We start from the raw sequence: 26,516 nt of genomic DNA on the forward strand, positions 1-26,516 counted from the left end.
CTCTCTCTCTCTCTCTCTCTCTCTCTCTCTCTCTCTCTCTCTCTCTCTCTCTCTCTCTCTCTCTCTCTCTCTCTCTCTCTCTCTCTCTCTCTCTCTCTCTCTCTCTCTCTCTCTCTCTCTCCCCCCCCCCCCCCCCCCCCCCCCCCCCCCCCCCCCCCCCCCCCCCCCCCCCCCCCCCCCCCCCCCCCCCCCCCCCCCCCCCCCCCCCCCCCCCCCCCCCCCCCCCCCCCCCCCCCGCACCACACGACCCGCACCACCCAGACGGTCACCCAGACCTTCGAGACGGTGCAGACCACGGAGACCACGACCACCGAGACCGGCGCTCGGCCGAACGCCGTGCTGCTCCTGGTCGCCGGGGCCGCCCTCCTGTCCCTCGGCGCCGGCGCTATGGCGTACCTCATCCCCTCCCTGGCCGACCCCTCACAGGTCGCCCTCAACGTGGCCAACATCGCCGCCGCCGCACTCCCCTACCTCCACCGGCACCCGTGACAACAACACCCGGGCGCGCACCGCGGCCCGGCCAACGGAGGGGCGGCCGGGCCCCCACGCACCAGCCCCGACGCTCCCGCCAGGAACACCCAGGGGACACTGGCCAGATGATCGAGCGCCGCCCCCTGGGCATCGGCCCCCGCCCCACCACCGACGCCCCGCCCGCTGCGGGTCCCCGCGGCTGCCTCGCTGCCGAGCGGGCCGTCGATCAGCCGGCGCAGGCCTCAGCCGAGCGGCCAGCGCCCACGTCTGCTCGTCGACGCCTGGGAGCGGGACCCCTGCAGACGGGCCGGTGACCGGTCGGCCTGCCGCCGCCGACGCGGGGGCGGTACCGGGGCGCGGCCCCCACCCCACCGAGGGCCGCCACCCACCTTCCGCTGGGAGCGGATAGGTCCCGTCGTCGGGGCGGCGGTTCGCCGCATGTTGTGCCAGAGAAGCGTGTGCGGGAAGGACACAACATCACACGGCTCCACGCTCCCCTTCGCGCCCGGAAGCAGCGTGTACAGCGGGCTGGTCAAGGTCACAGTCGGCCTCAGTGTGAACTGCGGTGTTGGAAGACGAGGAGTGGCCAGAGCTCGAATGGCCTCCCGGCCTAGGGCACGATCGACAGACAGCAGCCTGGACAGAACCGACCTGCCCCTTGCGACCGCTGAGATCACTGCGGGCTGCCAGAAGGGCCAGCTGAACCCGACGATCCGAAGAGGGCGCTGTGGGGCTGGGGGCCTGCCAATGCGGGCGACCTCCGCCTCCACATAGCGGCGATACCCGTGCTGTTCCTGAGCCGGGCGTGGAGTCGGCAGCTCGGGTGAGATCTCGCGCGGCCGAAACCCTGGGCCCATGCCGGCAGATTGGCCCGCGGGGCCCTTCGCAGAGGCAGGGAGCTGCTTGGCACGGCGGACGCGGTACGCCGCCTGTCGGCACGCGTTCGAGCAGAACTGGCGAGCACGGCCGGTCGACGGCTGGACAATCGCCCTTTCGCAGGTCTCCCCGGCACAGCGGTAGACAACCTGAACTTGGGAGCAGCCCTCTTCCCAGAGGAGGGAGGAGAACCGCGGGCCGCCACGCGAGCGCAGGTCTTCGAGCAGGCCCGGCCCGTCAGGAGACTCCTTGATCCGCTGGAACATCGCGGCCAGGGCACTCTCCACGACGGAAGTCTGGAGCCCGTGCCGGCGGGCGATCTGATCGGCGTGGAACCCCTGCATGAACGCGGAGAGCAGCAGCAGTTCACCCCTCTTGAGAAGGGCGCGCAGCGCACGGTCGAGCAGCGGCTCGCCGATGTGCCGGGACACCGGATCTCGGTCAGGGCCGTAGACCTTGCGGCGCTTCACTGCAGCCCCGCCCTGTTGCCTGCCTGCGCGTCAGGTGTCGGAGCCGCCGAGCCGGGCACGGCAGCCGTACCGCCGGATGCAGCAGCAGGCTGAGCCGCACCTGCCTGACCGCCAGCAGACAGTGCCTGCCGGACGCCCCGGCCCAACACCGAAACCAGCACGCCCAGCGTCCTCCCCACCGAGTCCAACACTGTCGGTAGATCCTCCCGCCGGGTGCGGGCCACAACCTCGCTGGCAGCACGCCCAAAGACCACGATCGCCACAACCACGACGCAGCCCAGCATCAGCAGGGCGCACCCGATCAGCAAGATCACAGCCGTTGTCCTGTCCACTTCCGCTTACCCCTCCAGACACGCCGAAGGGCCCCGGCACCAGCGGTGTCGGGGCCCTTCGGGAGCACGGCAACAAAAAACCCCGCACAGGGCGGGGTTCAACGTCCGGGCACACGGGTGCCCGTCCGAGCCGGACGCTAAGCCATCAACCCCCATGCTGCAACCCCCGACCGCTGACCAGGCAATCTCAGCAGGTCAGAAGATGTCGACACGAGAGAACCTTTCGTAACACGCCGACGCCCACCCCTCAGTTCATGACGGCAGATCCGCGTGCCCGGCCCGGCACCGACCGCCAACCGGGAGGCCCCAACCAGGCGACGGCACCTGGGGTGGGGCACCAAGCGCTCCTAAGCGCGCCCAGCGGGTCATCGGACGGCCAGGGCGAGCGTGGACCTGAAGTAGCCGAGGGCCGCATTCAGTGCTCTGGGCTGGACAGATGCGGTCGTCCAAGGCCTTGAATGCGGGTCAGCTCCCAGGTAGGCGGCGGCGCAGTGCCGGCCCCACCTGAGTCATGGGGGAAGGCGGAGGGAAACCAGTACTGGCCCTGGCCGGACTTCGGCCAGCGGTGGCGGGGCGCGCGGCGGCTCGGCGGCTGTGCTGAGACCGACCTCCATGTCCGGCTGACGCGTACAAAGAGGTGTCGTCGCGCTTGACAGGCTTGCCCACCAGGCCTGACCTGCATAAACGCCCATGATCGCTTAGAGGGGGGTCACACCTCCGGTCCTACCTCCGCTGCAACTTCCGGTCCCCCGGTGCACGCAACCGTGGAGCCCCCTTCCGGTGCAACCCTCACCAGCCTCAGCCCGGGGCTGGCTTGCCCAGCCCGCAGGCCGTCGTCACGGGCGCGCTGGTGGCCTCCGGTGAACTCACCGGCCATCTGTAGTCACCACCACTACACAACCGGTGTGATCAGGTGACGTTGAGGGCCTGGAGCTCACCGATGGCCAGGCTCGTCTGGCTCTGGCGGGTGGTGGTGATGGTGCCAGTCTGTCCGGCGCCGGCCCAGGCCACGTCCCACGTGGTGGTGGCGGTGACCGGGTAACGGCCGCCGGGGGACTGGGCGCTGGTCCGGGTGTACATGTGCCCGCGGTCCGGTGACTTCTCCTTCCCGCGCTCCGGTGAGTACGGGGTGCCGGGCCCGGTGCAGGTGACGGTGGCGCCGTCGCCCATCGACCACACCACGGTGCGGACCGTCGCGGTCGCGGTGACCGTCACCGACCCCGCCGACGCCGCCGCGGTCGCTGGAGGTGAGCCCGGAGTCGCCCATGTCGTAGCCGGCGTGCGGCGCCGGCTTCTCGGCGATCAGACACCGGTCCGATCCGGTCGTGATGCTCCGGTTCATCGGCCAGCCACACATCCAGCGGGGTCGCGGGGTCATCGCCGGGGGGGGCAAGCCTTAGGAGCGTGGATCGGTGACTGTCGTAGGTGCTTGCTAGCGTCGTTGCGTTACGAAGATCCTTAACTCGGGGGGTTGTTGTGGGCGACAACGGCATGCGCGCGTTTGGTATCGGCCTGTTCGACCGGTGGACGGCCATGTGGAATGGTGACCTCGATCTCGTCAACGAGATCATGGCGCCCGAATTCGTACTGCGTTATGCGCAGGCAGGCACCGACGCCTTCGACGAGATCCGCACCCCGCAGGGGCTTGCCGAGATTATCTCTGCCTGGAACAAGTCCCACGCCGGGCTTCTGTTCGCGGCGGAGGGGACCGCCACCGTCGATCTCATGCCTGCCGACGGCGCACCGACCGGGCTCGTCGCGCGCCCCTACCTTGCGAGCTTCGTGGCCGAGGACGGTGGGAAGGTCGCCAGGAGCGGAATCGACATTCTCAGGGTTTCCGATGGGTTGATCGTCGAGGTGTGGTCGGTCTCGTCTGGCGCCGCCGGCCGGACTTTCTACCGCTAGGACGCCGTGGCAGATCTGGTTGAGCGGAAGCGGCACGGGTGGTCGTCGCGGAAGTCGGCCCGTCGGGCGATCGAGCGGGTGCTTCATTCTGAAGCCCGGATCAAGTCTGGGAGTGGAGGAAGACGACTCCTGAGCTGAAGGTGCGGGTCTCGACGAGGTCGAGGTCGACCCGGCGCTCGTCGGGGGTTCGAGGTGCGGGGTGGGGTGGGGGTGCGGAGACTGGGGGTGAGGGAGGTGGGTTGTGGAGTTTGATGAGTCTCAGCGGGCTTGGGGGGTGGTGGTTGGTGTGGTTGTCGTCATTCTTGCGAATGTCGTGGCGATCGTGCTGATGAACACCGTCTGGCGGTGAGCTGCGGGGTGGGGCGTCATGCCGGTACGGGGTGGTCGTCGGTGGGGTGGGGGACCGGGGGGGCGTCGTCGCAGTACGGGCACCAGGGGGCGAAGCGGTTGTGCGTACGGGTGGCCCAGTGCATGGCCATGGTGAGGACGAGGCCGAGGGCGAAGAAGGCGTTCGCCGGTCCTGCCGCACCGGGTATTCCGACCCACCCGTACAACGGGCCGAAGCCCAGGAGGATCACGGCGAAGTGCAGGGTGCAGAACAGGAGGAGGCGCGCAGGTGATTCGCTGGTGGTGTGGAACGCCCATAGGACTCCGCGGGTGCGGCGGTGTTCCCAGGCCAGTTCCGCCGGGTTGAGTGGCATGGCTCTGACGCACTCCGTGCAGGGCGGCCCGAAGCGGTGGCGGAAGCCCATCACGGTGGAGGCGAGCATCAGTGGTTGGGCGATGGTTGCTGTGACCAGGCCGATGTTCGTCTCGTAGGCACGAGGGCGAGGATCATGAGGACGCTCGCGGCCGCTTCCCATCTGTCCCCGTGGTGGCGGTGCCTCGCTCTGGAGACCCGGTTGCGCCAATGCGTCATCTACTCCTCAGCCGGTTTGCTGGGCGTGTGGTCCGTGGTGCGGGGTGCGAGGGACACCGTGAGGTCGGTGCCCAGGGCTTCCGCGACTCTGCGCAGGACGTCGAGGCTCGGCAGGCTCCTGGCGGCTTCGAGCCGGGAGACGTGCGGTTGTCGCATGCTGGCCGCTTCCGCCAGTTGGCGTTGGGACCAGCCGAGTTCCGTCCGCCGGTCGTACACCGCCTGGGCGCTCCTGGGAGGGCTTCGTGAACGTGGATCTGCTCGTGATCTATACGGCCCGGCTGGAGGCCTGCCGTGAGTTCTACGCCGGCCTCGGTCTCGAGCTCGTAGCGGAGAAGCACGGGAACGGGCCGGAGCACTACGCCGTGACCTTCGTGGGCGGGGGTGTACTGGAGCTGTACCCGGCCACGCGGCGGCCGGAGACCGGGTACCTGCGCCTCGGACTGACCGCGCCGGGCGGCTCCCCGGCCCGGGCGGCCGGGCGGCACACCCTGACCGATCCGGACGGCCGTACGGTCGTGCTGACCGTCCCGGAGCGGAGTGACGAGGGGAGCGTGCCGGGGGTTCACCGGGCACGGTCACACCGCGGAGAGCCTTGAGGAGGCCCTCCGCGGTGTGCTGGGGGAGGTTGGTTCCTGACCTCGCTCAGGCGAACAGTTCGGCGAGGAGTTCGGGGCCGAGGGGGATGGGGGCCGGGCGGTGGGCGGGGGGCTGCGTGCCCTGGAGTTCGCGGACCAGGAAGTCCCAGGAGCGCTTGCGGACGTAGGAGATGCAGTCGATGAAGGTGTGCTCGGCCCCGGGCACGATCAGGAGTTCGAAGTCCTTTTCCGCGGCGATGAGTCGGTCCGCGAGGCGGAGGGTGTGGGTGGGGTGGACCTGGTCGTCGAGTTCGCCGTGGACGAGGAGCAGCTTGCCCGCGAGGCGGTCGGCGGCGGCCACGTTGGAGGAGCGGGTCCAGGCCTCGGGGTTGTCCGCGCCGTCGTAGGTCTCGACGAACCCCGGGTTGAAGGTGGGGGTGTCGTGGGACCCGGAGAGGGCGACTCCGGCCTTGTAGACCTCGGGGAAGTCCAGCATGGCCCGTACGGTGGCGTACCCGCCTCCGGAGTGGCCCATCGCGCCCACCCGGTCCAGGTCCATCCACGGCCGGGTGAGGGACAGCTCGCGCAGGGCCGCGACGTGGTCGGCGAGGGAGCCGGCGTCGGCGAGGCGGCCGTGGGAGGCGTCGTGGAAGGACTTGTCGCGGCCCGGGGTGCCTCGCCCGTCGAGGGCGATCACCACGAAGCCCAGGGCGGCGAGGGGTTCGGCGTCGAGGCCCATCCCGCCGGGGTCGAAGCACGGGTCGACGCGGTTGACCTGCGGGCCGGGGTAGACGTTGTCGACGACCGGGTAGCGGTGGGCGGGGTCGAAGCCGCGGGGGTGGTACAGCACGCCGTAGATGTCCGTGACGCCGTCGGCGGCCTTGACGCGGAATCGTTCCGGCGGGGTCCAGCCGGTGGCGGTGAGCTTGCTGACGTCGGCGCGCTCCAGCTCGGCCAGGACGCGTCCGGTCCAGTCGCGGACCCGGGTCACCGGCGGGGTGTCCACCGTGGACGCGGAGTCGATGAAGTAGGTCTGGTCGGCGGAGACGGTGACGACGTGGTCGAGGTCGTCGTCGGTGAGCCGGGTGAAGCCCGAGCCGTCGAGGTCGGCGCGGCACACCGAGCGGCGGTACGGGTCCTCGCCGACCAGTCCGGAGGCGGTGAAGTACACCGCGCGCTCGGCCTCGTCGATCCGCAGGATCCGGCGTACGGCCCACTGTCCGGAGGTGACCTGGCCGAGCAGCTCGCCGGTGTGCAGGTCGTAGCGGTACAGGTGGCCCCAGCCGTCGCGCTGGGAGTACCAGAGCACCTCGTCGGCGAGGACGTGCACGATCGGCGGCTCGTACAGGTACTGGTTGGGCTCCACGCGGGTGGTCCCGGCCTCGCTGAGGACCGTGGTGACCTCGCCGGTGGCCGGGTCGAGCCGGTGCAGGGTGAGCGTGCGCAGGTCGCGGGGCCGGCTGAGGTAGTACACCGCCGAGCCGTCCTCAGCCCACCAGGCCCACTTGGCCGTGATCGGCGACAGCTGCGGCATGAGCAGCGGTTCGGCCTGGGCGCGGACCACCGTGCCCGTGGCGACGTCCAGGACGACCAGCTCGGCCTGCGGGAGGTGCTCGTCGCCGGCGTGGGCGTAGCGCTGGGTGTGCAGGTGGGGCGCGCCGCCGTCGGCGGGCCGGGCTTCGACGAGGTGGGCCCGGCGGACCTCGCGCTGGTCGGTGCGGTGCGCCAGGACCTTCGTCGAGTCGGGGGACCAGGCCACCGCGGGCGGCATGTACGGCAGGCCGATCTTGCGGAGGAGGGTGGCGTTGGCCGTGCTGTCCGGGCCGGAGCCGTACTCGTGGTCGGGCGCGCCGTCGGTGGTCAGGGCCCATTCGCGGCCGTCGGACAGGGAGCGCGCCCACAGGTCGTGTCCGCGCCGGGACACGGCGGTCTTGTGGTCGGGGGACGGCACTTCCAGCGGGTTGCCGGGCGGGGTGAACTCGGCCCGCTCGCAGGTGTAGCCGTCCAGGCGGCAGCGCCAGTACTCGCCGAACGCGGCGAACTCCACGGCCTCGGGGGCTATGTCGATGCCCATGAACGGCAGGGCCTCGGGGTCGACCTGCTGTCCGGAGGCGGCGGCCAGTGCGGTGGCGAGCCGGGTGTGGTCGAAGGCCGGCTCGCGGGTGCCGGCGGCCGGGTCGACCAGTACGAAGCGCCTGCCGACGCCGTTGCTGACCGAGTACCAGAAGCGGGTGCCTCCGTCGATCCACTGCGGCCTGACCTTGTCACCGACGACGAGCGCGCCGGGGCGGGCGGGACGGTGGAGGAGCTGCTCCGCGGCCTCGTAGTCCTGAGTGGTGCTCATGTTCTTCGTACGTCCTCGGTGTCGGTCTTTGGTGGTGGTGCCACCGGTGGCGGCGTCACGGCAGCGGTGCTGACGGTAGGGGAGCGCTCAGGTAAAAGCGCTGGCCAGGCCGGTCGTGTGTCAAATGCTGCGGGCGGTGATGTCGCCGTAAGCGGTGGTGGCGGTGACGGTGAGGGCGGGGGTGGGGCCGTCGGTGTTGCTGAGGGTGTTGTGGATGCGGCCGTAGCCGGTGCCGGCGTCGAGGGTGGCGGAGGTGCCGCGGGCGGCGCCGATGGTGATGTTGCCGTGCTCGGTGCGGAGTTCGACCGCGCCCTGGGTGGCTTCGGCGATCGCGATGTCGCCCTTCTGCGTGGCCAGGTGGGCGGGGCCGGTGAGGCGGCCGATGGTGAGGTCGCCGGCCTGGAGGGTGAGGCGGGCACCCGAGGTCTCGTCGAGCTTGACGGTGCCGTGGGCGCTGTCGAGGACGACCTCGCCCAGGCGGCCGACACCACGGACCTCCGCGGTCGCGGTCTTCGCCTCGACACGGGAGCCGGCGGGGAGCTGGACGGTGATCTCGACGGCGCCGGAGTTGCCGAACACCTTGCTCTTGGCCTCGGGGGCGGCGATCCGCAGGACACCGTCGGTGTAGGAGACGAGGACCTGCTCGGCGGCCTTCACGTCGCGGCTCTTCGAGGCGTCCGCGGGACGGACCTCGACCGTGGCGTCGGAGCGGTCGGCGGCGATGAACTGGATCCGGCCCGCGGGGATGTCCAGGACGGCGGAGACGGCGGTGGTGGTGGCGAACTTCTGCATGGTGGCTCTTCCTTCGTTTCGCTTCGCTGCGTTCGTTTCTGACGATGGAAAAGCTACGTTGCGTTCGAAGAACCGCCAACACCTGTGTTGCGCTGGATCGTTGTTATTGCAGGTCAGAGCCTTGAAATTGTTGCAACGGGGCTGGAACCTAACGCAACAACAGGCCCCTTTGCATTGCAATGGATTGGAAGTGAACGCTATGACGTCACTGGCGCGGCTCGGCCGACACGATGGCCAGCAATCCGGGGAACCGCTGCTCGATGTCGGCGCGGCGCAGGCCGGCCATCCGGCTGTTGCCCCGGTCGACCTGCCGGATCAGTCCGGCCTCGCGCAGTACGCGGAAGTGGTGCGTGACGGTCGCCTTGGAGACCGGCAGGCCGAAGGAACTGCAGGTGCGCGCGGCGCCGTCGGGTTCGGCTGCCAGTTCGCGTACGACGCGGCGGCGCAGCGGATCGGCCAGGGCCGCTAGTACCGGGCCGAGTTCGATCTCCTCGATGCCCGGGTGGCCTTCGCTGTCGGGCATGCGGGACACCTCTCTCTAGGTACGGATTGCATCGTACCTACGGGTTCGGTAGCGTCCACTAGGTACGAGATCAATCGTACCTAGCGGGGAAGGGACCCTGTATGACTCAGCCGTTCGCACTCGTCGGTACCGCTCGCCCCAAGCCCGGGCGCGCCGAGGAGTTGAAGGAGCTCCTGCTCTCGTTCGTCGAGCCGACCCGGCAGGAGGCCGGGTGCCTGGAGTACCACTTCCACGAGGACCGCGACGAGCCCGGCGTCTTCGTCTTCTACGAGGCGTGGCGCTCCCAGGCCGATCTCGACGCCCATCTCGCCCTCCCCCACATGCAGGCCTTCTGGGAGCGGCGCATGGACTACCTGGAGAGCGACCTCGACGTCCGCTTCCTCACCGTGCACAGCCCCTTCTAGCCAGGACGGCCCCCCTTCGTCGCCCGCCGGTGACCTGCGGTTACGGGGTGGTGGTCGCGAACGCGTCGACGCCGGTGAGTTCGGCCGAGAGCGTCCACAGGCGTGCGGCCTGCTCGGGGTCGGTGGCGTGGTCGCGTACGCCGGTCATGGAGTCGTCGTCGGTCGCGGCGGGCTCGGCGATGTCGCAGTCCTCGCAGTAGACGCCGCCCATGCCGTCCAGGTGGGGCGAGGTCGCTGCCCAGACCTGGGTCGCGGCGCCCTGCTCGGGCGTCTTGAAGGTGGGGTCCACCAGGTGGCCGTCCTCGTCGATCCAGCCCGCGGCGACCATCTCCCCGGTGGTGAGGTGGCGTTGCAGCGGGGTGAGGATCTTGCCGGGGTGCAGGGAGAACGCCCTCACGCCCATGGGCCGGCCGAGCGTGTCGAGGTGCACCGCGAAGAGGGCGTTGGCCGTCTTCGCCTGGCCGTAGGCGCGTACCTTGTCGTAGCCGTCCCGGAAGTGGACGTCGTCCCAGTGGATGCCCGAGCAGTGGTGGCCGGCGGAGGAGACGGAGACGACGCGGGCGCCGCCGCCGCGGGCGAGCGCCGGCCAGAGCCGGTTGACGAGCGCATAGTGGCCGAGGTGGTTGACCGCGAACTGGGCCTCCCAGCCGGGGCCGACCCGGGTTTCCGGGCAGGCCATGATCCCGGCGTTGTTGATGACGATGTCGAGGGGGCGGTCCGAGGCGAGGAAGCGCCCTGTGAAGTCCCGGACGCTTTCCAGGTCGGAGAGGTCGAGTTCGTCGACCTCGACGTCCTCGATGCCGTCGAGCGCCTCCTTCGCCGTCAGGGGGCGCCGGGCGGGGACCACCACGTGGGCGCCGGCGGCGGCGAGGGCGCGGGTCGTCTCCAGGCCGAGTCCCGAGTAGCCGCCGGTGACGAGCGCGAGCCGGCCGGAGAGGTCCCTCCCGTGCAGGACGTCGGCGGCGGTGCTGCGGGCTCCGAACCCTGATCCGGTGCTGAGCTGAGGTGTGGTCATGGACGGGACGGTACGAATTGGAGTGCGCTCCATGTCAAGGCGGGCAGCTCGGCTCTCAGGCGGGGTCGCGGGTGTCGGCGGGGGGTGTGGAGCGGGCGTAGCGGTCGGCGAGCCGGCGGAGGTGGGTGAGGAGTTCCGCGGGTTCGGTGACCTCGAAGTCGAAGTCGAGCATGCCGAGGTAGGTGGCGAGGGTCTGGAGGGTGTCCGCACCGGTGATCAGGACGCAGGTGTCGGTGTCGAGGGCCTCGACCGTGCCGACGGCGGGGTTGATCCGCTCGGCGACCGCCGCCGCCGGGGCGTGTACGGTCACCCGCGCGTGGTGGCGCCAGGCCGCGGCGGACACCCCTCGGGCGACGTACGCCGCGGCGTCGCCGCCGGGCGGTTCGCGCGGGGTGAAGCGCGGTCCGGTGGGGGTGCGGGGCTGGATCCGGTCGACGCGGAAGGTCCGCCAGTCCTCGCGTTCGACGTCCCACGCCACCAGGTACCAGCGTCGGCCCCAGTTCACGGCCCGGTACGGTTCCACGACGCGGCGGGTGGCCGATCCCGTGTGGTCCAGGTAGTCGAAGCGCAGTCGTTCGCGGTCGCGGCAGGCGGACACCAGGGTGGTCAGTACGTCCGCGGAGAGGGTCGGGGCGGGCCGGTCGTCCGGCACGGCCAGGGTGTACGCCTGGAGGGTCCGTACGCGGCGGCGCAGCCGGGAGGGCAGTACCTGTTCCAGCTTGGCCAGTGCACGCAGGGAGGTCTCCTCAGTGCCGGGGACGGCGCCCTGTGCGGCGGTGCGCAGGGCGAGGGTCACGGCGACGGCCTCCTCGTCGTCGAGCAGCAGCGGGGGCATCGCGGCCCCGGCGCCGAGGCGGTAGCCGCCGGTGGATCCTCGGGCGGCGTCGACGGGGTAGCCGAGTTCCCGTAGCCGTTCGACGTCGTTGCGGACGGTGCGGCCGCTCACCCCGAGGCGTTCGGCCAGTTCGGATCCGGGCCAGGCCCGGGGGGTCTGCAGCAGGGAGAGCAGGCGGAGCAGCCGTGCGGAGGTGTCGAGCATGGGGCCAGCCTGTTGGGTAATTAGGAAGGTGTCGTGCCTATATTGAGAATACTGTCGGAGGCATGGAGAACAACACGAGCAGCACCGACGCCCTGGTCCGCCCCTTCCGTATCGATGTCCCGCAGGAGGAGATCGACGACCTGCGGGAGCGGCTGGCGCGTACCCGCTGGGGCAGCGAGATTCCCGGCGCCGGCTGGAGCCGGGGGGTGCCGACCGGCTACCTCAAGGAGCTGGCGGCGTACTGGGCCGACGGTTTCGACTGGCGCAAGGCGGAGGCGGAGCTGAACGAGTTCCCGCAGTTCACCACCGGGATCGACGGCCAGAACATCCACTTCCTGCACGTCCGTTCGCAGAACCCGGCGGCGGTGCCGTTGCTGCTGCTGCACGACTGGCCGTGCTCGTTCGTGCAGTTCGCGGAGGTCGTCCGGCCGCTGGCGGAGGACTTCCACGTCGTGGTGACCTCGACGCCCGGCACCGGTTTCTCCGGTCCGCTCGGCGAGGCCGGCTGGAACACGGGGCGCATCGCGGGTGCGTTCGTCGAGCTGATGGGGCGGCTCGGCTACGGCTCGTACGGGGTGCAGGGGACGGGTGGCGGGGCCTGGATCGCTGCCGAGATGGGGCGGCAGGCACCCGACCGGGTCGTCGGCGTGCACGTCAACGGCCTGATCACCTTCCCGTCCGGGGATCCCGCCGAGTTCGAGGGGCTGACGGCGTCGGAGCAGGAGCGGCTGGCCCGGCTGGAGGACTTCCAGCAGGACAAGATGGGCTTCAACGCCATCCAGTCGACCCGTCCGCAGACCCTCGCCTACGGGCTGCACGACTCGCCGGTCGGCCAGCTGGCCTGGATCGCCGAGAAGTTCAAGGAGTGGACGGATCCGGCCGCCGAGCTGCCGGAGGACGCCGTGGGCCGCGACCGGCTGCTGACCAACGTCAGCGTCTACTGGTTCACCGGTACGGCGGGCTCCTCGGCGAACCTGTACTACGAGGCGGGCCACGACCCGGGCGCCTGGGCCCCGAAGCCGCGCGGCACCGTACCCACGGGTGTGGCCGTCGCCCTGGGCACCGACGTGGCGATCCGCCGGTTCGCGGAGCGGGACCACAACGTCACCCGCTGGACGGAGCTGGAGCGCGGCGGGAACTTCCTCGCGCTGGAGCAGCCGGAGGCGTTCGTCACCGACGTCCGCGCCTTCTTCCGTACGCTCGGCGGCTGACGACGAGGCGGCCGTGCGGCCGCGGGGTCCTCCCTGCGGCCGCGCCGGTTCAGTGGCCTTCGACCGGGGACCGTGGCTCAGAGGCCGAGGGTCAGGAGGATGACCGTCGCGGGCGGGAAGAGGGCGGTCCAGGCGGTCCAGCGGCGGGCCGTGGGGTGGGGGGCGAACCAGGAGGCCAGGGTGAGGGCCGGGGTGGCCGTCCAGCTCGCGAGCCAGAGGAAGTAGACCGCTGCCAGGGTGTTGTCGAGGCTCCGGGAGCAGTGGTCGGGGCCGCAGCTGTCGGCGGCCATCGGGGCGAGGCCGCCGAAGAGGAAGGCCACGGGGAGCAGCAGCACCGTCAAGGCGGTGGTCCAGGCGGGCACCGCGCCGCCGGTCCGGGTGGTGGTGGTCGTCGTCGTGTCGAGCATGGGGACAGTCAAGCGGGGCCGGGGCGCCCGCGCCTGAGCGGTCGTACTCAGGCGGGGCCGCCGGCCGTACTCATCAGCGCGGGGCGGTGTCGTCGGCCGGGAAGGCGGGGCCGTGGCCGGGGACGATGACGTCGGCGGTGGCCAGGACCCGCAGCCGGGAGGTGCGCAGGACGTCGTGGTCGGGGGCCACCGGGTCGTCGACGGGGCCGTTGGGGCGCCACCACAGGTCGCCCACGAAGGCGGTGACGCCCTCGTCGGTGCCCGCCAGCAGGGTGATGTCCTCGGGGCTGTGGCCGGGGGTGCGGATCAGGCGCAGGGACGGGGTGAGTTCGTATCCCTCGGCGTCGCGGTCGGTCCACTGGTCGTCCTGGTAGATCGCCTTGTGGTCGTGGACGCGGGCGCGGCCGAACAGGCCGACGTTCATGGTGTTGTCCGGGTGGTGGTGGCTGAGGACCACGTCGGTGATGTCGTCGGGGCCGAGGCCCAGGGCGGCGAGCGGGCCGAGGATCCGGTCGCGGCCGGCGACCATGCCGGGGTCGACGATCACGTGGTGCTCGCCGTCGGTGACGTAGGAGACGGTGGCGGCGACCCCGGGGCCGGTGGAGAGGGTGTAGCCGGTGGTCAGGATCGTGTACTGGGCGCTGCGGCCGAGCGGGGCGTCTGTCATGTCCTGAAGTCTGGTCGCGGGGCGGGCCGTTCACGAGTGGCCGTGCTGCCACTGATCGCAGGAAATGGGCCACGCGTGGCAGACTCTGCGGATGCCTCCTTTCGTGACCGTCGCCGCCTACGCCCCGCACGGTGTGGGCATGCTCGGGGCCGGCATCGTCTCCGAGGTCTTCGACGCGCGCGGCCAGGGGCTGCCCGCGTTCGACTTCGCGCTGTGCACCGACCGGCCGGGGGAGGTCCGTACCGATGTCGGGCTGCCGCTGCTGGTCTCGCACGGCCTGGAGCGGCTGGCCGCCGCCGATCTGGTGATCGCCCTGCCGTGGGCGCGGTTCCGTACGCCGCCGGCGCCGGCGGTGCTGGAGGCGCTGGTGGCGGCGCACGCGCGGGGCGCGCTGGTGGCGGGGCACTGCGTCGGCGCGTTCGCGCTGGGCGCGGCCGGGCTGCTCGACGGGCTGCGGGCGACCACCCACTGGCGGTTCGCGGCGCTGCTGGCCGAGCGGCACCCGGAGGTGACCGTCGAACCCGACGCCCTGTACGTCGACGAGGGGCGGGTCATCACGGGTGCGGGGGCCGCCGCCGGCTTCGACCTGTGCCTGCACCTGCTGCGCCGGGAGCACGGTGCGGCGACGGCCAACGCCATCGCCCGCGATCTGGTGCTGCCCTCGCACCGGGACGGCGGGCAGGCCCAGTACCTGGCCACGCCCGTCCCCGAGGACTGCCGGGACGAGCGGCTCGCGGACGTACTGGCGTGGGCGCGGGAGCACCTGCACGAGCCGCTGCCGGTCGCGGAGCTGGCCTCCCGGGCCCTGATGAGCCGGCGGTCCTTCGCGCGCCGCTTCAGCGCGGCGACCGGCACGACCCCGCACGCCTGGCTGCTGGGGCTGCGGCTCAGCCGGGCCGAGGAGCTGCTGGAGACGACCGACCTGCCGGTCGAGGAGGTCGCCCGGCTCGTCGGCTACGGGAGCGCGGCGGTGCTGCGCGCGCAGTTCGTGCGGCGCCGGGGGGTGCCGCCGCGCGTGTACCGGCGGTCGTTCACGCGGGTGACGTAGGGCGTCGCCGCGGCAGGCGAAGGGTGCGCGGTATCGGGCGGGGCGGGGCGGAGGAGTTCAGGGCGAGGGCGGCGGGGTGGCCCGTGAGGTCGTGCACGCGCCAGCCCAGGGGGTGGGCGCGGGGGTCGTCGCCGAGGTAGTCCGCCGCGGGGCTGCGGGAGAGGCCGGTGCCGATGCCCTTGAGATAGGCCTCCTTACGGGCCCACAGGCGGGCGAAGGCCTCGGGGCGGCGGACCTCGGGCACGGCGGCCAGCTCCGTCTGTTCCCGCGGGTGGAGCGCGGGTGCGCAGCGCTCCACCGTCCGCGCGGGCGGGACGTACTGCACGTCGACGCCGACCGGGGTGGCGGCGACCGCGACGACGGCCAGGCCGCGGCTGTGCGAGAGGGAGAAGTGCGGTACGGAGCCGGATCCGGTCAGGACGGGGCGGCCGTGCGGCCCGCCGCAGCCCGGGCAGGGGTCGCGGCCGAAGGCCAGCTCCCCGGCGGGCAGGCCCAGGTACGTGGACAGCACGCGCCGCAGGGCGATGTGGGCGGCCACGTAGCGCGCCCTGCTGCGGGGGCTGACGAACCTGGCCGCCCTGGCCCGTTCCCGGTCATCGAGGTCGGAGGTGTCCAGGAGGCCGTCGCCGTCGTCCCGGTCGGGCAGGCGCAGGTCCCACAGGTCCACCTCGCCCGGGCTCACCGCGCCGCGCGGTACTCGGAGAGCAGTTCGAAGGGGGCCGGGTCGGCGGTGGCGAGCTTGCGCAGCTCGGCCACCGGCCCCTGGAAGCCCTCCCCGGCCAGGGCCTGGCGGTGGGAGTCGGGGTCGGTCCACTCGGCGAGCTCGACGTAGGTCCTCTCGTCGCGCGCGGAGCGGTACAGCTGGTGGGAGTGGAAGCCGGGCTGGGCGCGCATGTGCGCGGAAAGCTGCCCGAGCAGGCGCCGGAACTCCTCGATGTCGCCGGTCACGGTGTAGCGGTTGATGAAGACGTGCATGGGGACTGCCTTTCGGTGGGTATGTCTGTCCGTCAGTTCTGCTGGTCCCGGAGGTAGTCCTCGCGCAATGCGCGGCGCTGGACCTTCCCGGTGGCCGAGCGCGCGATGCCCTCGACGAGGGCGATGCGGTGCAGGTGCTCGTAGTAGGGCAGCTTGGTGTTGACGTGGTCGATGAGGTCCTGCGGCCGGCAGTCGGGGTCCGTCGGGACGACCAGGGCATGTGCGACGGCGCCCCTGGTTTCGTGGGGGACGTCGACGACGACACAGTCGGCGACGGCGGCGTGGCGCAGGAGGACGCGTTCGATCTCCGTGGGTGACACCAGCCAGTTGTCGCACTTGAAGACGTCCTTGATCCGGTCGACCACGAAGAGGCTGCCGTCCCGGTCGGTCCAGCCGATGTCGCCGGTGGAGAACCAGCCGTCGGCGTCCAGGTCGAGCGCCCGGTCGCGTCCGAGGTAGCCGAGCATCAGCTGGGGTCCGCGGACCTGGATCTCGCCGCGTTCGCCGACGGGCAGGGTGGCGCGGGTGACGGGGTCGACGATCCGGCTCTCGGCACCGGGTACGAGCACGCCGGAGGATCCGGATCGGGGGCGGTCCAGGTCGGACAGGTGCGTGGTCGGGGAGGTTTCGGCGAGTCCGTAGCCCTGGACCACGGGGACGCCGAAGTGCTGGCTGAGCACGCCGGCCGCGTCCGGGGAGAGGGCCGAGCCTCCGGAGAGGACCGCGCGCAGGGCCGGAGCCTCCAGTTCGCGGAGGCGGGGGTCCGCTGCCAGTTCAGCCAGTCGTACGGGCAGGCTGTAGTAGTGCGTCGCCCGGCAGGCGTCGGCGGCGGTGACGGCGGCCGCCACGTCCGCGTCGGGCCAGAGCACGTGGGTGGCGGCGGCGGTGGCGGCGACGGTGACGTGCATCAGGTGCAGGGTCGGCAGGTGGTTGAAGAGGACGGAGTGCTCGTCGACCTGGTGCATGTGGGCGGTCTGGGCGGCGTTGACCGTGAGGTTGCGGTGGCTCAGCCGCACCGCCTTGGGCGCTCCGGTGGTGCCGCTGGTGAACTGCAGGCAGGCCACGGCGTCGGGGTCCGCGGTCGCCGGTTCGGTGAAGGCGGGTGCCTGTGCGGCGAGTTCCCCGACGGTCATGAGGTCGGCCGCGTCCGGAGCCGTGTCGGGCTCGCGGTGGGTCAGCAGGATGTGTTCGAGCTCGCCGAGCCGGTCGCGGACCTTGGTGAGCACGGGCAGCATCGAGGGGCTGACGATCACGACGCGGGCCTGGCAGGAGCGCAGGACGTGGGTGATCCGCTCCTCCGGGAGCAGCGGGTTGACCAGGGCGCTGGTGTTGCCGGAGCGGGCGATGCCGAAGAAGGCCTGGGCGAACACCGGGTCGAGCACGGAGGCGAGGGCGACGACGGCGCCTTCGCCGGTCAGCGCCCGCAGGCCGGCGGCGAAGGCGTCCACCTGGGCGTCCAGTTCGGCGTAGCTGGTGGCGCCGGCAGGCGAACGCAGCGCCGTACGGGCGGGCGAGCGGCCGGCGGCACGGCGCAGGACGTGGTCCACGCGGGGCCCCGCGATCAGGTGGGCGATGGTGTCGAGCGGCGGTCCGGCCATCGCCGAGCCGGTCGTACCGACGGAATCGGTGGTCGTCATGGGCGCACTGTGCCGGTGCGGCTTCGAAAGAGGTTCGACGAGGGTCGGAAGCCGGATGGGGAGGGCTCTCGGAGGTCCTCCAACGAGGTTCCGAACAGCGTCCAAACCGGCCGGGCAGGGTGGCCCGGATCGCAGGGCGAAATGGAGAGCTGATGAGCACGAGAACAACGGGTGGCGCGGTCGTACTGGTCGCCGGGGCCGGTCCGGTCGGGCTGACGACCGCCTACGAACTCGTCCGCAGGGGTGTGCGGGTGCGGGTCGTCGACCGGGCCACGGGCCCGGCGACGACCAGCCGTGCCACGGCGACCCATGCCCGGACCCTCGAGGTCTACCACCAGATGGGGATCCTGCCCGACCTGCTGGCCCTCGGGCAGCAGGTGGAGAACTTCACGATGCACCGGGCCGGGCGGGTGCTGACCAGTCTCGGCACGGACTACTCGCGGATTCCGACCCGCTTCCCCTTCACGTTGCAGGTCGACCAGGTGCTGACGGAGCAGGTGCTGCGGGAGCGGCTGGCGGCGGCCGATGTGGACGTGGAGTGGGGGGTCTCGCTGGAACGTCTGGACAACGGGCCGGACAGTGTCACGGCGCACCTGCGCCACGCGGACGGCCGGGCCGAGGAGTACGGGGCGCAGTGGCTGGTCGGCGCCGACGGAGCGCACAGTACGGTGCGCAAGCAGCTGGGTGTCGAGCTGCTCGGCGACTCCTCGGAGCGGTGGATGGTGGCGGACGCCTTCATCGACACGGAACTCCCCCGGGACAGCCTGCACTGGATGCACCTGTCCCGCGGCACCATCCTCATGGTGCCGTTCCCGGAGCCGGGGAAGTGGCGGCTCCTGGACACCGACGACGTCGGTGACGAGGAGCGGCCGGAGGTGGTGCGGGCCCGCTTCGAGGCGAAGATGTCGGAGGGGCTCGGCAGGCCGGTCCGGGTCAAGGAACTGACCTGGACGTCGGTGTTCACGATCCGCCAGCGCATGGTGGAGAACATGCGCTCCGGCCGGTGCTTCCTGGCAGGTGACGCCGCTCATGTGCACAGTCCGGCGTCCGGGCAGGGCATGAACACCGGCATCCAGGACGGCCACAACCTCGCCTGGAAGCTGGCAGCGGTGATGGGCGGGCAGGCGGAGGAGGGCCTGCTGGACACGTACAGCGCCGAGCGGGTGCCGGTCGGTGAGATCCTGCTCGGTTCGACCCGGACCGCCACCCGGCTGATCGCGCTGCGCAACGCGGCCGCGCCGGTGCTGCTGCCCGTGGGCACCGCGCTGCTGAACCTGCTGGGGCCGCTCAAGCGCCGGCTGGAGCGCAAGATCCTGCACGGCATGTCCGGGCTCGCACTGCACTACCGCTCCAGTCCGCTGACCGTCGCGCCCCCGGCGGCCGCCGCAGCGGGTTCCGGGCCCGACGGGGTCCGGCCGGGTGACCGCGTGGCCTGTTCCGACGAGGAGCTGAGCAGCAGTGCGGGATGGCGGGCGGTGTGCGCGGAGCTGACCGATCCGCGCTGGACGCTGCTGGTCTTCCCGGGTCCCGGTGGTGTCCCGGATGCCGTGGGACGTGCCCACGAGGCGTACCGCGCCGCCGTGTCCGTACGGGTGGTGAGCGCGGCGGAGACGGCTGCGGCGGGTGACGGGCCCGAGCCGCTGCACGACCCGCAGGACCGGGTGCGGAACGCCCTGAGGCAGGGCGCGGGCCCGTCCTGCGCCCTGATCCGCCCGGACGGGTATCTCGCCGCCCTGGGCCCGCTCGACGAAGGTGCCGGACTGGAGAACCTGCTCCGGCGTGTCCACTTGCTGCCCGCCCGCCCGGGCGCGGCGCGCTGAGAGGGAGTCATGCGCATCATCGACCTGTCCACGCCCATCGACGCGACGGTGTGGGAGCCCAATCCCGTCGAGCACGAGGTCATGTCGCCGGCCGAGGGCGGCCGGCACATGGCCGAGGGCATGCGAGAACGGTACGGACTGGAATTCGATCCGGACGATCTGCCGGGGGGTGAGCTGCTCTCCCTCGACACGGTCAAGCTCACGACGCACACCGGTACGCACGTGGACGCGCCGTCGCACTACGGGTCCACGGCGGCGTACGGCGAACCGCGCCACATCGATCAGATGCCCCTCGACTGGTTCGTGCGGCCCGGCATGGTGCTCGACTTGACGGGCGAGCCGGTCGGGGCCGCGGGCGCGGACGTGCTGCGCCGCGAGTTCGACCGGATCGGGCGGGAGCCCCGGCCGATGGACATCGTCATGCTGAACACCGGTGCGGACAGGATCGCGGGGACGCCGGAGTACTTCACCGATTTCGTGGGGCTCGACGCCTCGGCGACCCATCTGCTGCTCGACCTGGGGGTGAAGGTGATCGGCACGGACGCCTTCAGCCTGGACGCGCCCTTCACGTACATGATCGAGGAGTTCCGGCGGACCGGTGACCGGAGTGTCCTGTGGCCCGCGCACTTCGTGGGGCGTGAGCGCGAGTACTGCCAGATCGAGCGGCTGGCGAACCTGGACGCGCTGCCCGCGGACGGCGACTTCACGGTGTCCTGCCTGCCCGTGAAGCTGGTGAACGCCGGAGCGGGCTGGGCGAGGGCGGTCGCCTTCGTCGACTGAGCGAGTGTGGCGGCGGCGGATCCGGCAGGCTTTCCCCGGCCTGCCTGATCCGCCGCCGTCGTCCGTCCGGGCGGTCCGGGTCGTCTCCTTCGGCCTACGGGAGGTCGTCCCGGGTGACCTTGCGGGTCCGGACCAGGAGCCTGCCCTCCTCTCGGACCAGGACGTCCTCGCAGACACAGACCCGGTGCAGAGCGGGCTGCTGCCCCTGCGGGGTGGAGAAGACCAGGGCGTAGCAGCGGACCCGCAGCGTGCCGTCGCCTTGCGGGAAGACGGCCACCATGCCGTGCCAGTGCCTGCGCTGCACGCCGGCGGCCGCGAGTTCCTCCGTGGTGCGGCGCAGGGACTCCCGCAGGGCCTCGCGTCCGCGCATCGGCGCGGGCAGGGTCGGTACGTCGAAGACGGCGTCCTCGGTGAAGGTCAGCGCCCATGCGTCGACGGATCCGGCGTCGAGCAGCTGCATGTGCTCGGCGTAGAACTGCTGGACCTGGGCGTAGTCCTCGGCGGAAACGCGTGCGGTCTCCTGCTGGGTGGTCACTTCGGTGCTCCCGTGTGCTCGGCTGTCCGTGGCGGTCACGGGGCACCGTCCCCGACCGGTTTCGAGCACGGTTGGAGGCTCCGGTTTTGACGTCGCCTCGAAGACGTCTCCAAGTGCGGCGGGCATGGTGCTGGCGCAGATGACCTTCGCGAGTGGATCAGGGGACTCCTTATGCCAGCAGAGAAGACGTACCAGGTCGAAGAGAAGGCGCTCGTCTCCGCTCCGGTGGACGTCGTCCGCCGGATCGTCGTCGACGTGGAGGCCTGGGTCCAGCTGCACGGACCGGCGGTGCACGCCGAGATCCTGGAGAGCGGCGACCACGGCGAGTTGATCCGCCACTGGTCCGTGGTGGACGACCACACGGTCCGTACGTGGGACGCGCGCCGCGAGGTGACCGCCTCGGGGGACGTGCGGTTCACGCACGAGCCCGCGAACGCGCCGTTCGCGACCGTCAGCGGCGGATTCGACTTCGAGGAGCAGCCGAACGGGAAGACGCTGGTGCGGATGCACCACGCGTTCACGCTGCTGGAGGACGACGAGTCCGTGGCGGCGCAGCGGGTGGAGTCGATGCAGCTCGGGAGCCGCGCGTACCTGAACACGCTGCACTACGCGGCGGAGAACGCCGACGAGCTGGAGCGGCTGATCATCTCCTTCGAGGACCCGCTCTTCGTGGCGGGTTCGGTGGAGGACGCGTACGCGTACCTCTACGAGGCCGACAAGTGGCCCGACCGCATCCCCCACGTGCTGCGGCTGGAGCTGGAGGAGAACACTCCGAACATCCAGTTCTTCGACATGGACACCAAGTCCTCGGACGGTTCCGAGCACACGACGCGTTCGGTGCGCATCTGCCTGCCGAACCACAAGATCGTCTACAAGCAGACGCGCCCCCCGAAGACCATGTTCGCGCACACGGGCCACTGGCTGTTCACGGAGACGCCGGAGGGCGTCGTCGTGAGCTCCCGGCACACGGCGACCATCCGTCCCGAGGGGCTGCACCTGCTCGGCGAAGGCATGACGGTGGAAGGTGCCCGCAAGTACCTGCGCCGCATCCTCAGTGCCAACAGCATGGGCAACCTGCGGCTGTCCAAGGAGTACGCGGAAGAGCGTGCCGGGCACTGAGCGCCCGGGCCCGGGCCATTCCCTGACGGACGGTCCTCGCCGGGTGGCACTGCTGCTGCCCGGTCAGGGCGCCCAGTACCCGCGGATGGCGGCAGGCCTGTACACCTGCGAGCCGGTCTTCACGGCGGCGATGGACGAGGTGTTCCACGCCTTCGGTCCGGCGGGGCCCGGCCTGCGCGGGCGGTGGCTGGACGGAGCCGGGCCGCTGGACGACGCCGCGCTGGCCCAGCCGCTGCTGTTCGCGGTGGACTACGCGCTGGGCCGGCTCGTGTCGAGCTGGGGCGCCGGGCCTGCGGCGCTGCTCGGCCACAGCGTCGGCGAGATGGCGGCGGCGGCGCTCGCGGGTGTGTTCTCCGTACGGGATGCCGCGCTGCTCGTACTCGACAGGGTCTCCCGGGTCGGCGCCGCTCCCCCGGGGGGCATGCTCGCGGTGGCGGCGAGTGTCGCGCAGGTCGAGCCGTACCTCGGGCGTGACGTGGTCGTCGGCGCCGTGAACGCGCCGCGGCACGTCGTGCTCGCCGGTCCCCGGGGGCCCTTGGGCGAGGTGGCGGACCGGCTGGCGGCGGCGGGCCTGAACAGTCTGCCGGTGCCGTCGGACACCGCGTTCCACAGTCCTGTGCTCGGCCCCGCCCTGGCGGGCGCCGGGGCCGTGGTGGCGCGGACGGTGCGCAGGCCCCCCGCCGTCACGGTGTACTCCGGCAGCACAGCGGCGGTGCTGCGCCCCGAAGAGGCCCTGGACACCGGTTTCTGGGCGCGTCAGCCCATGGAACCGGTGCTGTTCTGGGCGGCCCTCGACGCCCTGCTGTCCGACGGCCCGTACCTGCTCGTGGAGGCGGGTCCCGGACGGGGGCTCGCCGGCATCGCCCGCCGGCATCCGGCGGTCCGGCGCGGGCACAGCGCCGTGTGCGCGCTGCTGCCGGCACTGCCCGGTGACGACACGGCGGAACGGACGTCGCTGCGGCAGGCCGCCGAGGTACTGCGCGCGGAGGGCTTGCCCGTGCCGCGGACGGCCGTGGAGGCCGCCCTGCGGCCCGGTGCGGCGGACAGCTCCGAAGGTTCCTGAATTCATTTCCGTGGCCCCGCGCGAGGAGCGGGCCACCGACTCCTGCTGGGGGTACTCACAGTGCGGATCCTGGTCACGGGCGGAGCCGGTTTCATCGGCTCCTGCTATGTCCGTGCACTGCTCGACGGCGTCCATCCTGGTTACGAGGACGCGCAAGTGACCGTCGTCGACAAACTCACCTACGCGGGAAACCGCTCCAACCTTCCGGAGAGCCACGAACGGCTGCGCTTCGTCCGGGGCGACATCGCCGACGCCGGGTTCATGCGGGGCCTGGTCCGGGGCCACGACGAGGTGGTGCACTTCGCCGCCGAGTCCCATGTGGACCGGTCACTGCACGCCGCGTCCGAGTTCGTCAGGACCAATGTGGCGGGCACGCAGAGCCTGCTGGAGGCGTGCCTGCGGGCGGAGGTGCGGCGCGTGGTCCACGTGTCGACCGACGAGGTGTACGGCTCGATCGACGAGGGGTCGTGGACGGAGACCCGTCCGCTGCTGCCCAACTCGCCCTACTCCGCCTCCAAGGCGGGGGGCGATCTGATCGCCCGCGCGTACTGGCGCAGCTACGGGCTCGACGTCCGCGTCACCCGGTGCAGCAACAACTACGGCCCCTACCAGCACGTCGAGAAACTGATCCCGCTCTTCGTCACCAACTTGCTGAGCGGGCTGTCGGTCCCCCTGTACGGGGACGGGCGCAACGTGCGCGAGTGGGTGCACGTGGAGGACCATTGCCGGGCCGTCCACGCGGTCCTCACCGGCGGGACGGCGGGCGAGGTCTACAACATCGGCGGTACGGCGCTGTCCAACGAGGAGATCACCGACCAGCTCCTCGAACTGTGCGGAGCCGACCGGAGCCGGGTGCGCCGCGTCGAGGACCGCAAGGGCCACGACCTGCGGTACGCGGTCGACGACACCAAGATCCGCACGCAGCTCGGCTACCGGCCCCGCGTCGCCCTCGCGGACGGTCTGGCCTCCGTCGTCCGCTGGTACCAGGACAACCCCGGCTGGTGGAAGCCGCTGCGCGCCCCGGAGTCCTCCCCCGTACGAGAAGGAGCATGAGCGTGTCGACGAGCCTGGAGCTGCCCGCGGCCGGGGTGCCGACCGGGCCCTCGGTCCTGTCCCGGCGGTTCACCGACTCGGCGGCGGCGACCGACAGCCCCGTCCTGCCGAACGCCGCCTTCGACACCTGGTTCACGGAGCACCGCAGGGCCAACCGGTTCACGGTCGACCGGATCGCCTTCGGGGACCTGGCGGACTGGTCCTTCCGGGAGTCGGACGGAAATCTGGTCCACGCGAGCGGCGGGTTCTTCTCGGTCGTCGGCCTGGAGGTGAATACGGACTGGCAGGCCCGGGGTTCGTGGTCCCAGCCGATTCTCGACCAACCGGAAATCGGCGTACTGGGCATCCTGGTCAAGGAGTTCGACGGTGTATTGCACTGTCTGATGCAGGCCAAGATGGAGCCCGGAAACCCCGATACCGTGCAGCTTTCCCCGACGGTGCAAGCGACCCGCAGCAACTACACGGGGGTGCACGGCGGGCGGCGCACCACCTTTCTCGAGTACTTCACCGACCCCGGCCGGACCACCCTCGTCGATTCCCTCCAGTCCGAGCAGGGGGCCTGGTTCCTTCACAAACGGAACCGGAACATGATCGTCGAAGTGACGGGTGAGGTCCCTGCCCACGAGAATTTCCGCTGGCTGACGATCGGGCAGATACATCGGCTGCTCACCAATGACAACGTAGTCAACATGGATACGCGTTCGGTTCTGGCGTGTATCCCTTTCCGGGCCCCTGACGGCCTCGGCTCCGCCGGCCCGTCGGAGTACACCGAGGCCCTGCGGCGCTCCCTGGCGGGGCGCGGCGGCGAGCGGCACGGCACGGGGCAGATCCTGGGCTGGCTGACCGAGGCGAAGTCCCGCCGGGAGTTCTCCCGGCGCCGCCTCCCCCTGTCCGAGGTGCACGGCTGGCACAGGTCGGAGACGGAGATCTCCCACGCGGAGGGCAAGCACTTCACGGTGGTTGCCGTCGACGTGCGGGCGCGGACCCGCGAGGTCAGCGCGTGGAGCCAGCCCCTGATCGCCCCGGTGGAGCGGGGTGTGGCGGCCTTCGTGGTACGCCGGATCGAAGGTGTGCTGCACGTGCTGATGCACGCCAAGGTGGAAGCGGGGCTGCTCGACACGTGCGAGCTGGCGCCCACGGTCCAGTGCCTGCCCGTCAACTACGCAGACCTTCCCCCGGACCGGCGGCCGCTCCATCTGGACACGGTGCTCGAAGCGCCGGCCGAGGCGGTGCGCTTCGACGCTGTCCTGTCCGAGGAGGGCGGCCGCTTCTACCATGCCGACAACCGCTACATGATCGTCGAGGTGGGCGAGGACTTCCCCCTGGAGGAGGGCCCGGACCACCGGTGGATGACGGCCCACCAGCTCATGGAGCTGGTGCAGCACAGTCGCTATCTGAACGTGCAGGCCAGAAGCCTGCTGGCCAGTTTGCGGACGACGTGGTGAGCAGCCCGGGGCCGCCGGGGGCCCTGCGTCTGGGGGTGCTGGGCTGCGCGGACGTCGCGTTCCGCCGGATGCTGCCCGCCATGGTGCGCGGGCCGCTGGTGAGCCTGGTGGCGGTGGCCAGCCGTGACGCCGGCAAGGCACGGTCCTTCGCCGGGCGCTTCGGCTGCGACGCCGTCGAGGGGTACGAGCGACTGCTGGCCCGGCCGGACATCGACGCGGTGTACATCCCCCTGCCCACGCGGATACACGCGCAGTGGTCCGTACGGGCCCTGCGCGCCGGCAAGCACGTGCTGTGCGAGAAGCCGGCCGCGACCACCCTGCGCGAGGCGTCGCAGGTGGTGGCTGCGGCTCGCGAGGGCGGCCTGCTGGTGATGGAGAGCTTCATGTTCCTGCACCACGGGCAGCACGCGCGGGTGCGGGAGCTGCTGCGGGACGGGGTCATCGGCCGGCTCCGCGAGGTGTCGGCCGACTTCGGCATCCCCGCCCCTCCGGCGTCGGCCTCCTCCGGCACCCTCAGCAGCCTCGAGGAGACGGGTGTGTATCCCCTTCGGGCGGCGCGCTTGTTCGCCGGGGAGCAGCTGGAGGTCGTGGGGGCCACGCTCTCGCCCGCTTCCGGAGCCGGAGCTGATACCTCCGGAACGGTGCTCCTGCGCTCCCCCTCGGGCGTCACCGCACGGCTGGGCTTCGGCTGGGACCGGTCCTACCGCTGCGCGTACGAGCTGTGGGGCAGCGAGGGGCGGCTCACCCTGGACCGGGCGTTCACCACCCCGGACACCCACAGGCCCGTGCTGCGCGTCGAACGACCGGAAGGTGTAAGGGAGTTGACCCTCCTCCCGGAGGCGCAGTTCGAGAACACGGTCGAGGCCTTCGCCCTGGCCGTGCGCCGGCAGGCCGACTTCGGCTCCCACTACGACGACGTGCTGCGCCAGGCCACGCTGGTGGAAGCGGTCCGGAGCAGCGCCCTGGCCGCATAACCCCCGCATTTACGTGCGCCGCGGACTCGCATCCCGAAGGAACGGGGATGCGAGTCCGCGGCGTACCCGTTTGCCGATCGCTCCCGAGGAACATCACGCAAGCGGGACATGCCACTT

At 71.4% G+C, this 26,516-nt stretch carries 28 protein-coding genes; 14 read left to right on the forward strand and 14 right to left on the reverse strand.

Translation table 11 applies throughout. The features are described from left to right. Positions 1–285 precede the first annotated feature (285 nt). Complete coding sequence (locus OOK31_RS37145) at positions 286–489, forward strand: hypothetical protein (protein ID WP_267091853.1); 204 nt, start codon at positions 286–288, stop codon at positions 487–489. Between the two features lie 1,163 nt (positions 490–1,652). Then, positions 1,653–1,910 carry a hypothetical protein gene (locus OOK31_RS37150; RefSeq protein ID WP_267091854.1) on the forward strand — a complete coding sequence of 86 codons (258 nt, stop codon included), beginning with the start codon at positions 1,653–1,655 and terminating at the stop codon, positions 1,908–1,910. 1,148 nt (positions 1,911–3,058) lie between these two features. Here the strand turns inward: OOK31_RS37150 and OOK31_RS37155 are convergent. Next, entirely contained in the window at positions 3,059–3,364 is a 306-nt protein-coding gene (locus OOK31_RS37155; protein ID WP_267091855.1) for a hypothetical protein, read from the reverse strand. Positions 3,365–3,625: 261 nt separating this feature from the next. On the opposite strand from OOK31_RS37155, the gene OOK31_RS37160 reads away from it, so the two are divergent. Further along, positions 3,626–4,054, forward strand: coding sequence for a nuclear transport factor 2 family protein (locus OOK31_RS37160; protein WP_267091856.1), 429 nt, complete (start codon positions 3,626–3,628; stop codon positions 4,052–4,054). A 365-nt stretch (positions 4,055–4,419) separates the two neighbouring features. Here OOK31_RS37160 and OOK31_RS37165 read toward each other — a convergent pair whose 3' ends face one another. Next, positions 4,420–4,824 (reverse strand): hypothetical protein, encoded by a 405-nt coding sequence (locus OOK31_RS37165; protein ID WP_267091857.1) that lies wholly within the window; start codon positions 4,822–4,824, stop codon positions 4,420–4,422. 149 nt (positions 4,825–4,973) lie between these two features. Continuing rightward, a complete protein-coding gene (locus OOK31_RS37170) occupies positions 4,974–5,189 on the reverse strand; it encodes a helix-turn-helix transcriptional regulator (protein ID WP_267091858.1) in 216 nt (71 codons plus the stop codon). A gap of 26 nt (positions 5,190–5,215) precedes the next feature. Here OOK31_RS37170 and OOK31_RS37175 point away from each other — a divergent pair, with 26 nt between their 5' ends. After that, positions 5,216–5,569, forward strand: a complete 354-nt coding sequence (locus OOK31_RS37175) for a VOC family protein (protein WP_267091859.1) — start codon at positions 5,216–5,218, stop codon at positions 5,567–5,569. Between the two features lie 46 nt (positions 5,570–5,615). On the opposite strand, the gene OOK31_RS37180 is transcribed toward OOK31_RS37175, so the two are convergent. The 3 genes from OOK31_RS37180 to OOK31_RS37190 all read right to left on the reverse strand — a co-directional run bounded on the left by OOK31_RS37180 (position 5,616) and on the right by OOK31_RS37190 (position 9,207). Beyond that, a complete protein-coding gene (locus tag OOK31_RS37180) occupies positions 5,616–7,892 on the reverse strand; it encodes a DPP IV N-terminal domain-containing protein (protein ID WP_267091860.1) in 2,277 nt (758 codons plus the stop codon). A 120-nt stretch (positions 7,893–8,012) separates the two neighbouring features. Then, on the reverse strand, positions 8,013–8,684 hold the full coding sequence (locus tag OOK31_RS37185) for a DUF4097 family beta strand repeat-containing protein (RefSeq protein WP_267091861.1): 672 nt from the start codon (positions 8,682–8,684) through the stop codon (positions 8,013–8,015). Between the two features lie 205 nt (positions 8,685–8,889). Further along, positions 8,890–9,207 (reverse strand): helix-turn-helix transcriptional regulator, encoded by a 318-nt coding sequence (locus tag OOK31_RS37190; RefSeq protein ID WP_267091862.1) that lies wholly within the window; start codon positions 9,205–9,207, stop codon positions 8,890–8,892. A gap of 101 nt (positions 9,208–9,308) precedes the next feature. Here OOK31_RS37190 and OOK31_RS37195 point away from each other — a divergent pair, with 101 nt between their 5' ends. After that, entirely contained in the window at positions 9,309–9,611 is a 303-nt protein-coding gene (locus OOK31_RS37195; RefSeq protein WP_267091863.1) for a putative quinol monooxygenase, read from the forward strand. A 40-nt stretch (positions 9,612–9,651) separates the two neighbouring features. On the opposite strand, the gene OOK31_RS37200 is transcribed toward OOK31_RS37195, so the two are convergent. Further along, on the reverse strand, positions 9,652–10,626 hold the full coding sequence (locus OOK31_RS37200) for an SDR family NAD(P)-dependent oxidoreductase (protein ID WP_267091864.1): 975 nt from the start codon (positions 10,624–10,626) through the stop codon (positions 9,652–9,654). 55 nt (positions 10,627–10,681) lie between these two features. Then, positions 10,682–11,665, reverse strand: a complete 984-nt coding sequence (locus OOK31_RS37205) for a YafY family protein (protein ID WP_267091865.1) — start codon at positions 11,663–11,665, stop codon at positions 10,682–10,684. Between the two features lie 62 nt (positions 11,666–11,727). Between OOK31_RS37205 and OOK31_RS37210 the strand changes: the two genes are divergently transcribed. Continuing rightward, the gene (locus OOK31_RS37210) at positions 11,728–12,876 is read left to right on the forward strand and encodes an epoxide hydrolase family protein (RefSeq protein ID WP_267091866.1); all 1,149 of its coding nucleotides are present in this window, start codon (positions 11,728–11,730) and stop codon (positions 12,874–12,876) included. Positions 12,877–12,953: 77 nt separating this feature from the next. On the opposite strand, the gene OOK31_RS37215 is transcribed toward OOK31_RS37210, so the two are convergent. Next, entirely contained in the window at positions 12,954–13,283 is a 330-nt protein-coding gene (locus OOK31_RS37215; protein WP_267091867.1) for a hypothetical protein, read from the reverse strand. 73 nt (positions 13,284–13,356) lie between these two features. Further along, complete coding sequence (locus OOK31_RS37220) at positions 13,357–13,950, reverse strand: MBL fold metallo-hydrolase (RefSeq protein WP_267091868.1); 594 nt, start codon at positions 13,948–13,950, stop codon at positions 13,357–13,359. A gap of 91 nt (positions 13,951–14,041) precedes the next feature. Here OOK31_RS37220 and OOK31_RS37225 point away from each other — a divergent pair, with 91 nt between their 5' ends. Next, entirely contained in the window at positions 14,042–14,998 is a 957-nt protein-coding gene (locus tag OOK31_RS37225; protein ID WP_267091869.1) for a GlxA family transcriptional regulator, read from the forward strand. On the opposite strand, the gene OOK31_RS37230 is transcribed toward OOK31_RS37225, so the two are convergent. The 3 genes from OOK31_RS37230 to OOK31_RS37240 are packed head-to-tail and all read right to left on the reverse strand — an operon-like array spanning position 14,982 to position 17,610. Further along, entirely contained in the window at positions 14,982–15,680 is a 699-nt protein-coding gene (locus tag OOK31_RS37230) for a 4'-phosphopantetheinyl transferase superfamily protein (protein ID WP_267091870.1), read from the reverse strand. The two genes, OOK31_RS37225 and OOK31_RS37230, sit on opposite strands and share 17 nt — an antisense overlap. Continuing rightward, complete coding sequence (locus OOK31_RS37235; RefSeq protein ID WP_267091871.1) at positions 15,677–15,973, reverse strand: antibiotic biosynthesis monooxygenase; 297 nt, start codon at positions 15,971–15,973, stop codon at positions 15,677–15,679. The genes OOK31_RS37230 and OOK31_RS37235 overlap by 4 nt, the downstream gene beginning before the upstream one ends. Before the next feature lie 32 nt (positions 15,974–16,005). After that, positions 16,006–17,610 (reverse strand): class I adenylate-forming enzyme family protein, encoded by a 1,605-nt coding sequence (locus OOK31_RS37240; protein WP_267091872.1) that lies wholly within the window; start codon positions 17,608–17,610, stop codon positions 16,006–16,008. 152 nt (positions 17,611–17,762) lie between these two features. Here OOK31_RS37240 and OOK31_RS37245 point away from each other — a divergent pair, with 152 nt between their 5' ends. Together OOK31_RS37245 and OOK31_RS37250 are read left to right on the forward strand one after the other, a co-directional pair. Beyond that, a complete protein-coding gene (locus OOK31_RS37245; RefSeq protein WP_267091873.1) occupies positions 17,763–19,430 on the forward strand; it encodes an FAD-dependent oxidoreductase in 1,668 nt (555 codons plus the stop codon). A 9-nt stretch (positions 19,431–19,439) separates the two neighbouring features. Continuing rightward, positions 19,440–20,210, forward strand: a complete 771-nt coding sequence (locus OOK31_RS37250) for a cyclase family protein (protein ID WP_267091874.1) — start codon at positions 19,440–19,442, stop codon at positions 20,208–20,210. Between the two features lie 94 nt (positions 20,211–20,304). Here OOK31_RS37250 and OOK31_RS37255 read toward each other — a convergent pair whose 3' ends face one another. Then, positions 20,305–20,745, reverse strand: coding sequence for a nuclear transport factor 2 family protein (locus OOK31_RS37255; RefSeq protein ID WP_267091875.1), 441 nt, complete (start codon positions 20,743–20,745; stop codon positions 20,305–20,307). A 171-nt stretch (positions 20,746–20,916) separates the two neighbouring features. On the opposite strand from OOK31_RS37255, the gene OOK31_RS37260 reads away from it, so the two are divergent. From OOK31_RS37260 to OOK31_RS37280, 5 genes are read left to right on the forward strand one after another with little or no spacing between them, the layout of a single operon-like run. Further along, positions 20,917–21,864, forward strand: a complete 948-nt coding sequence (locus OOK31_RS37260; protein ID WP_267091876.1) for an SRPBCC family protein — start codon at positions 20,917–20,919, stop codon at positions 21,862–21,864. 43 nt (positions 21,865–21,907) lie between these two features. Further along, the gene (locus OOK31_RS37265) at positions 21,908–22,927 is read left to right on the forward strand and encodes an acyltransferase domain-containing protein (protein ID WP_267091877.1); all 1,020 of its coding nucleotides are present in this window, start codon (positions 21,908–21,910) and stop codon (positions 22,925–22,927) included. Positions 22,928–22,987: 60 nt separating this feature from the next. Continuing rightward, on the forward strand, positions 22,988–23,980 hold the full coding sequence (gene rfbB / locus OOK31_RS37270; RefSeq protein WP_267091878.1) for a dTDP-glucose 4,6-dehydratase: 993 nt from the start codon (positions 22,988–22,990) through the stop codon (positions 23,978–23,980). Continuing rightward, a complete protein-coding gene (locus tag OOK31_RS37275; protein ID WP_267091879.1) occupies positions 23,977–25,425 on the forward strand; it encodes an NDP-hexose 2,3-dehydratase family protein in 1,449 nt (482 codons plus the stop codon). Before rfbB ends, OOK31_RS37275 begins: the two co-directional genes overlap by 4 nt. Further along, on the forward strand, positions 25,422–26,399 hold the full coding sequence (locus OOK31_RS37280) for a Gfo/Idh/MocA family protein (RefSeq protein ID WP_267091880.1): 978 nt from the start codon (positions 25,422–25,424) through the stop codon (positions 26,397–26,399). The genes OOK31_RS37275 and OOK31_RS37280 overlap by 4 nt, the downstream gene beginning before the upstream one ends. Positions 26,400–26,516 lie beyond the last annotated feature (117 nt).

This window comes from Streptomyces sp. NBC_00249, from assembly GCF_026342355.1.
Taxonomy (GTDB): domain Bacteria; phylum Actinomycetota; class Actinomycetes; order Streptomycetales; family Streptomycetaceae; genus Streptomyces.

Excerpts from the sequence above, each read along its gene's own strand:
- OOK31_RS37185 (WP_267091861.1), bottom strand. The coding sequence starts at position 8,684 with ATGCAGAAGTTCGCCACCACCACCGCCGTCTCCGCCGTCCTGGACATC.
- OOK31_RS37250 (WP_267091874.1), top strand. The coding sequence starts at position 19,440 with ATGCGCATCATCGACCTGTCCACGCCCATCGACGCGACGGTGTGGGAG.
- OOK31_RS37180 (WP_267091860.1), bottom strand. The coding sequence starts at position 7,892 with ATGAGCACCACTCAGGACTACGAGGCCGCGGAGCAGCTCCTCCACCGT.
- OOK31_RS37235 (WP_267091871.1), bottom strand. The coding sequence starts at position 15,973 with ATGCACGTCTTCATCAACCGCTACACCGTGACCGGCGACATCGAGGAG.
- OOK31_RS37205 (WP_267091865.1), bottom strand. The coding sequence starts at position 11,665 with ATGCTCGACACCTCCGCACGGCTGCTCCGCCTGCTCTCCCTGCTGCAG.
- OOK31_RS37240 (WP_267091872.1), bottom strand. The coding sequence starts at position 17,610 with ATGACGACCACCGATTCCGTCGGTACGACCGGCTCGGCGATGGCCGGA.
- OOK31_RS37275 (WP_267091879.1), top strand. The coding sequence starts at position 23,977 with ATGAGCGTGTCGACGAGCCTGGAGCTGCCCGCGGCCGGGGTGCCGACC.
- OOK31_RS37190 (WP_267091862.1), bottom strand. The coding sequence starts at position 9,207 with ATGCCCGACAGCGAAGGCCACCCGGGCATCGAGGAGATCGAACTCGGC.
- OOK31_RS37215 (WP_267091867.1), bottom strand. The coding sequence starts at position 13,283 with ATGCTCGACACGACGACGACCACCACCACCCGGACCGGCGGCGCGGTG.
- OOK31_RS37210 (WP_267091866.1), top strand. The coding sequence starts at position 11,728 with ATGGAGAACAACACGAGCAGCACCGACGCCCTGGTCCGCCCCTTCCGT.
- OOK31_RS37225 (WP_267091869.1), top strand. The coding sequence starts at position 14,042 with ATGCCTCCTTTCGTGACCGTCGCCGCCTACGCCCCGCACGGTGTGGGC.
- OOK31_RS37200 (WP_267091864.1), bottom strand. The coding sequence starts at position 10,626 with ATGACCACACCTCAGCTCAGCACCGGATCAGGGTTCGGAGCCCGCAGC.
- OOK31_RS37245 (WP_267091873.1), top strand. The coding sequence starts at position 17,763 with ATGAGCACGAGAACAACGGGTGGCGCGGTCGTACTGGTCGCCGGGGCC.
- OOK31_RS37220 (WP_267091868.1), bottom strand. The coding sequence starts at position 13,950 with ATGACAGACGCCCCGCTCGGCCGCAGCGCCCAGTACACGATCCTGACC.
- OOK31_RS37165 (WP_267091857.1), bottom strand. The coding sequence starts at position 4,824 with ATGCTCGCCTCCACCGTGATGGGCTTCCGCCACCGCTTCGGGCCGCCC.
- OOK31_RS37260 (WP_267091876.1), top strand. The coding sequence starts at position 20,917 with ATGCCAGCAGAGAAGACGTACCAGGTCGAAGAGAAGGCGCTCGTCTCC.
- OOK31_RS37195 (WP_267091863.1), top strand. The coding sequence starts at position 9,309 with ATGACTCAGCCGTTCGCACTCGTCGGTACCGCTCGCCCCAAGCCCGGG.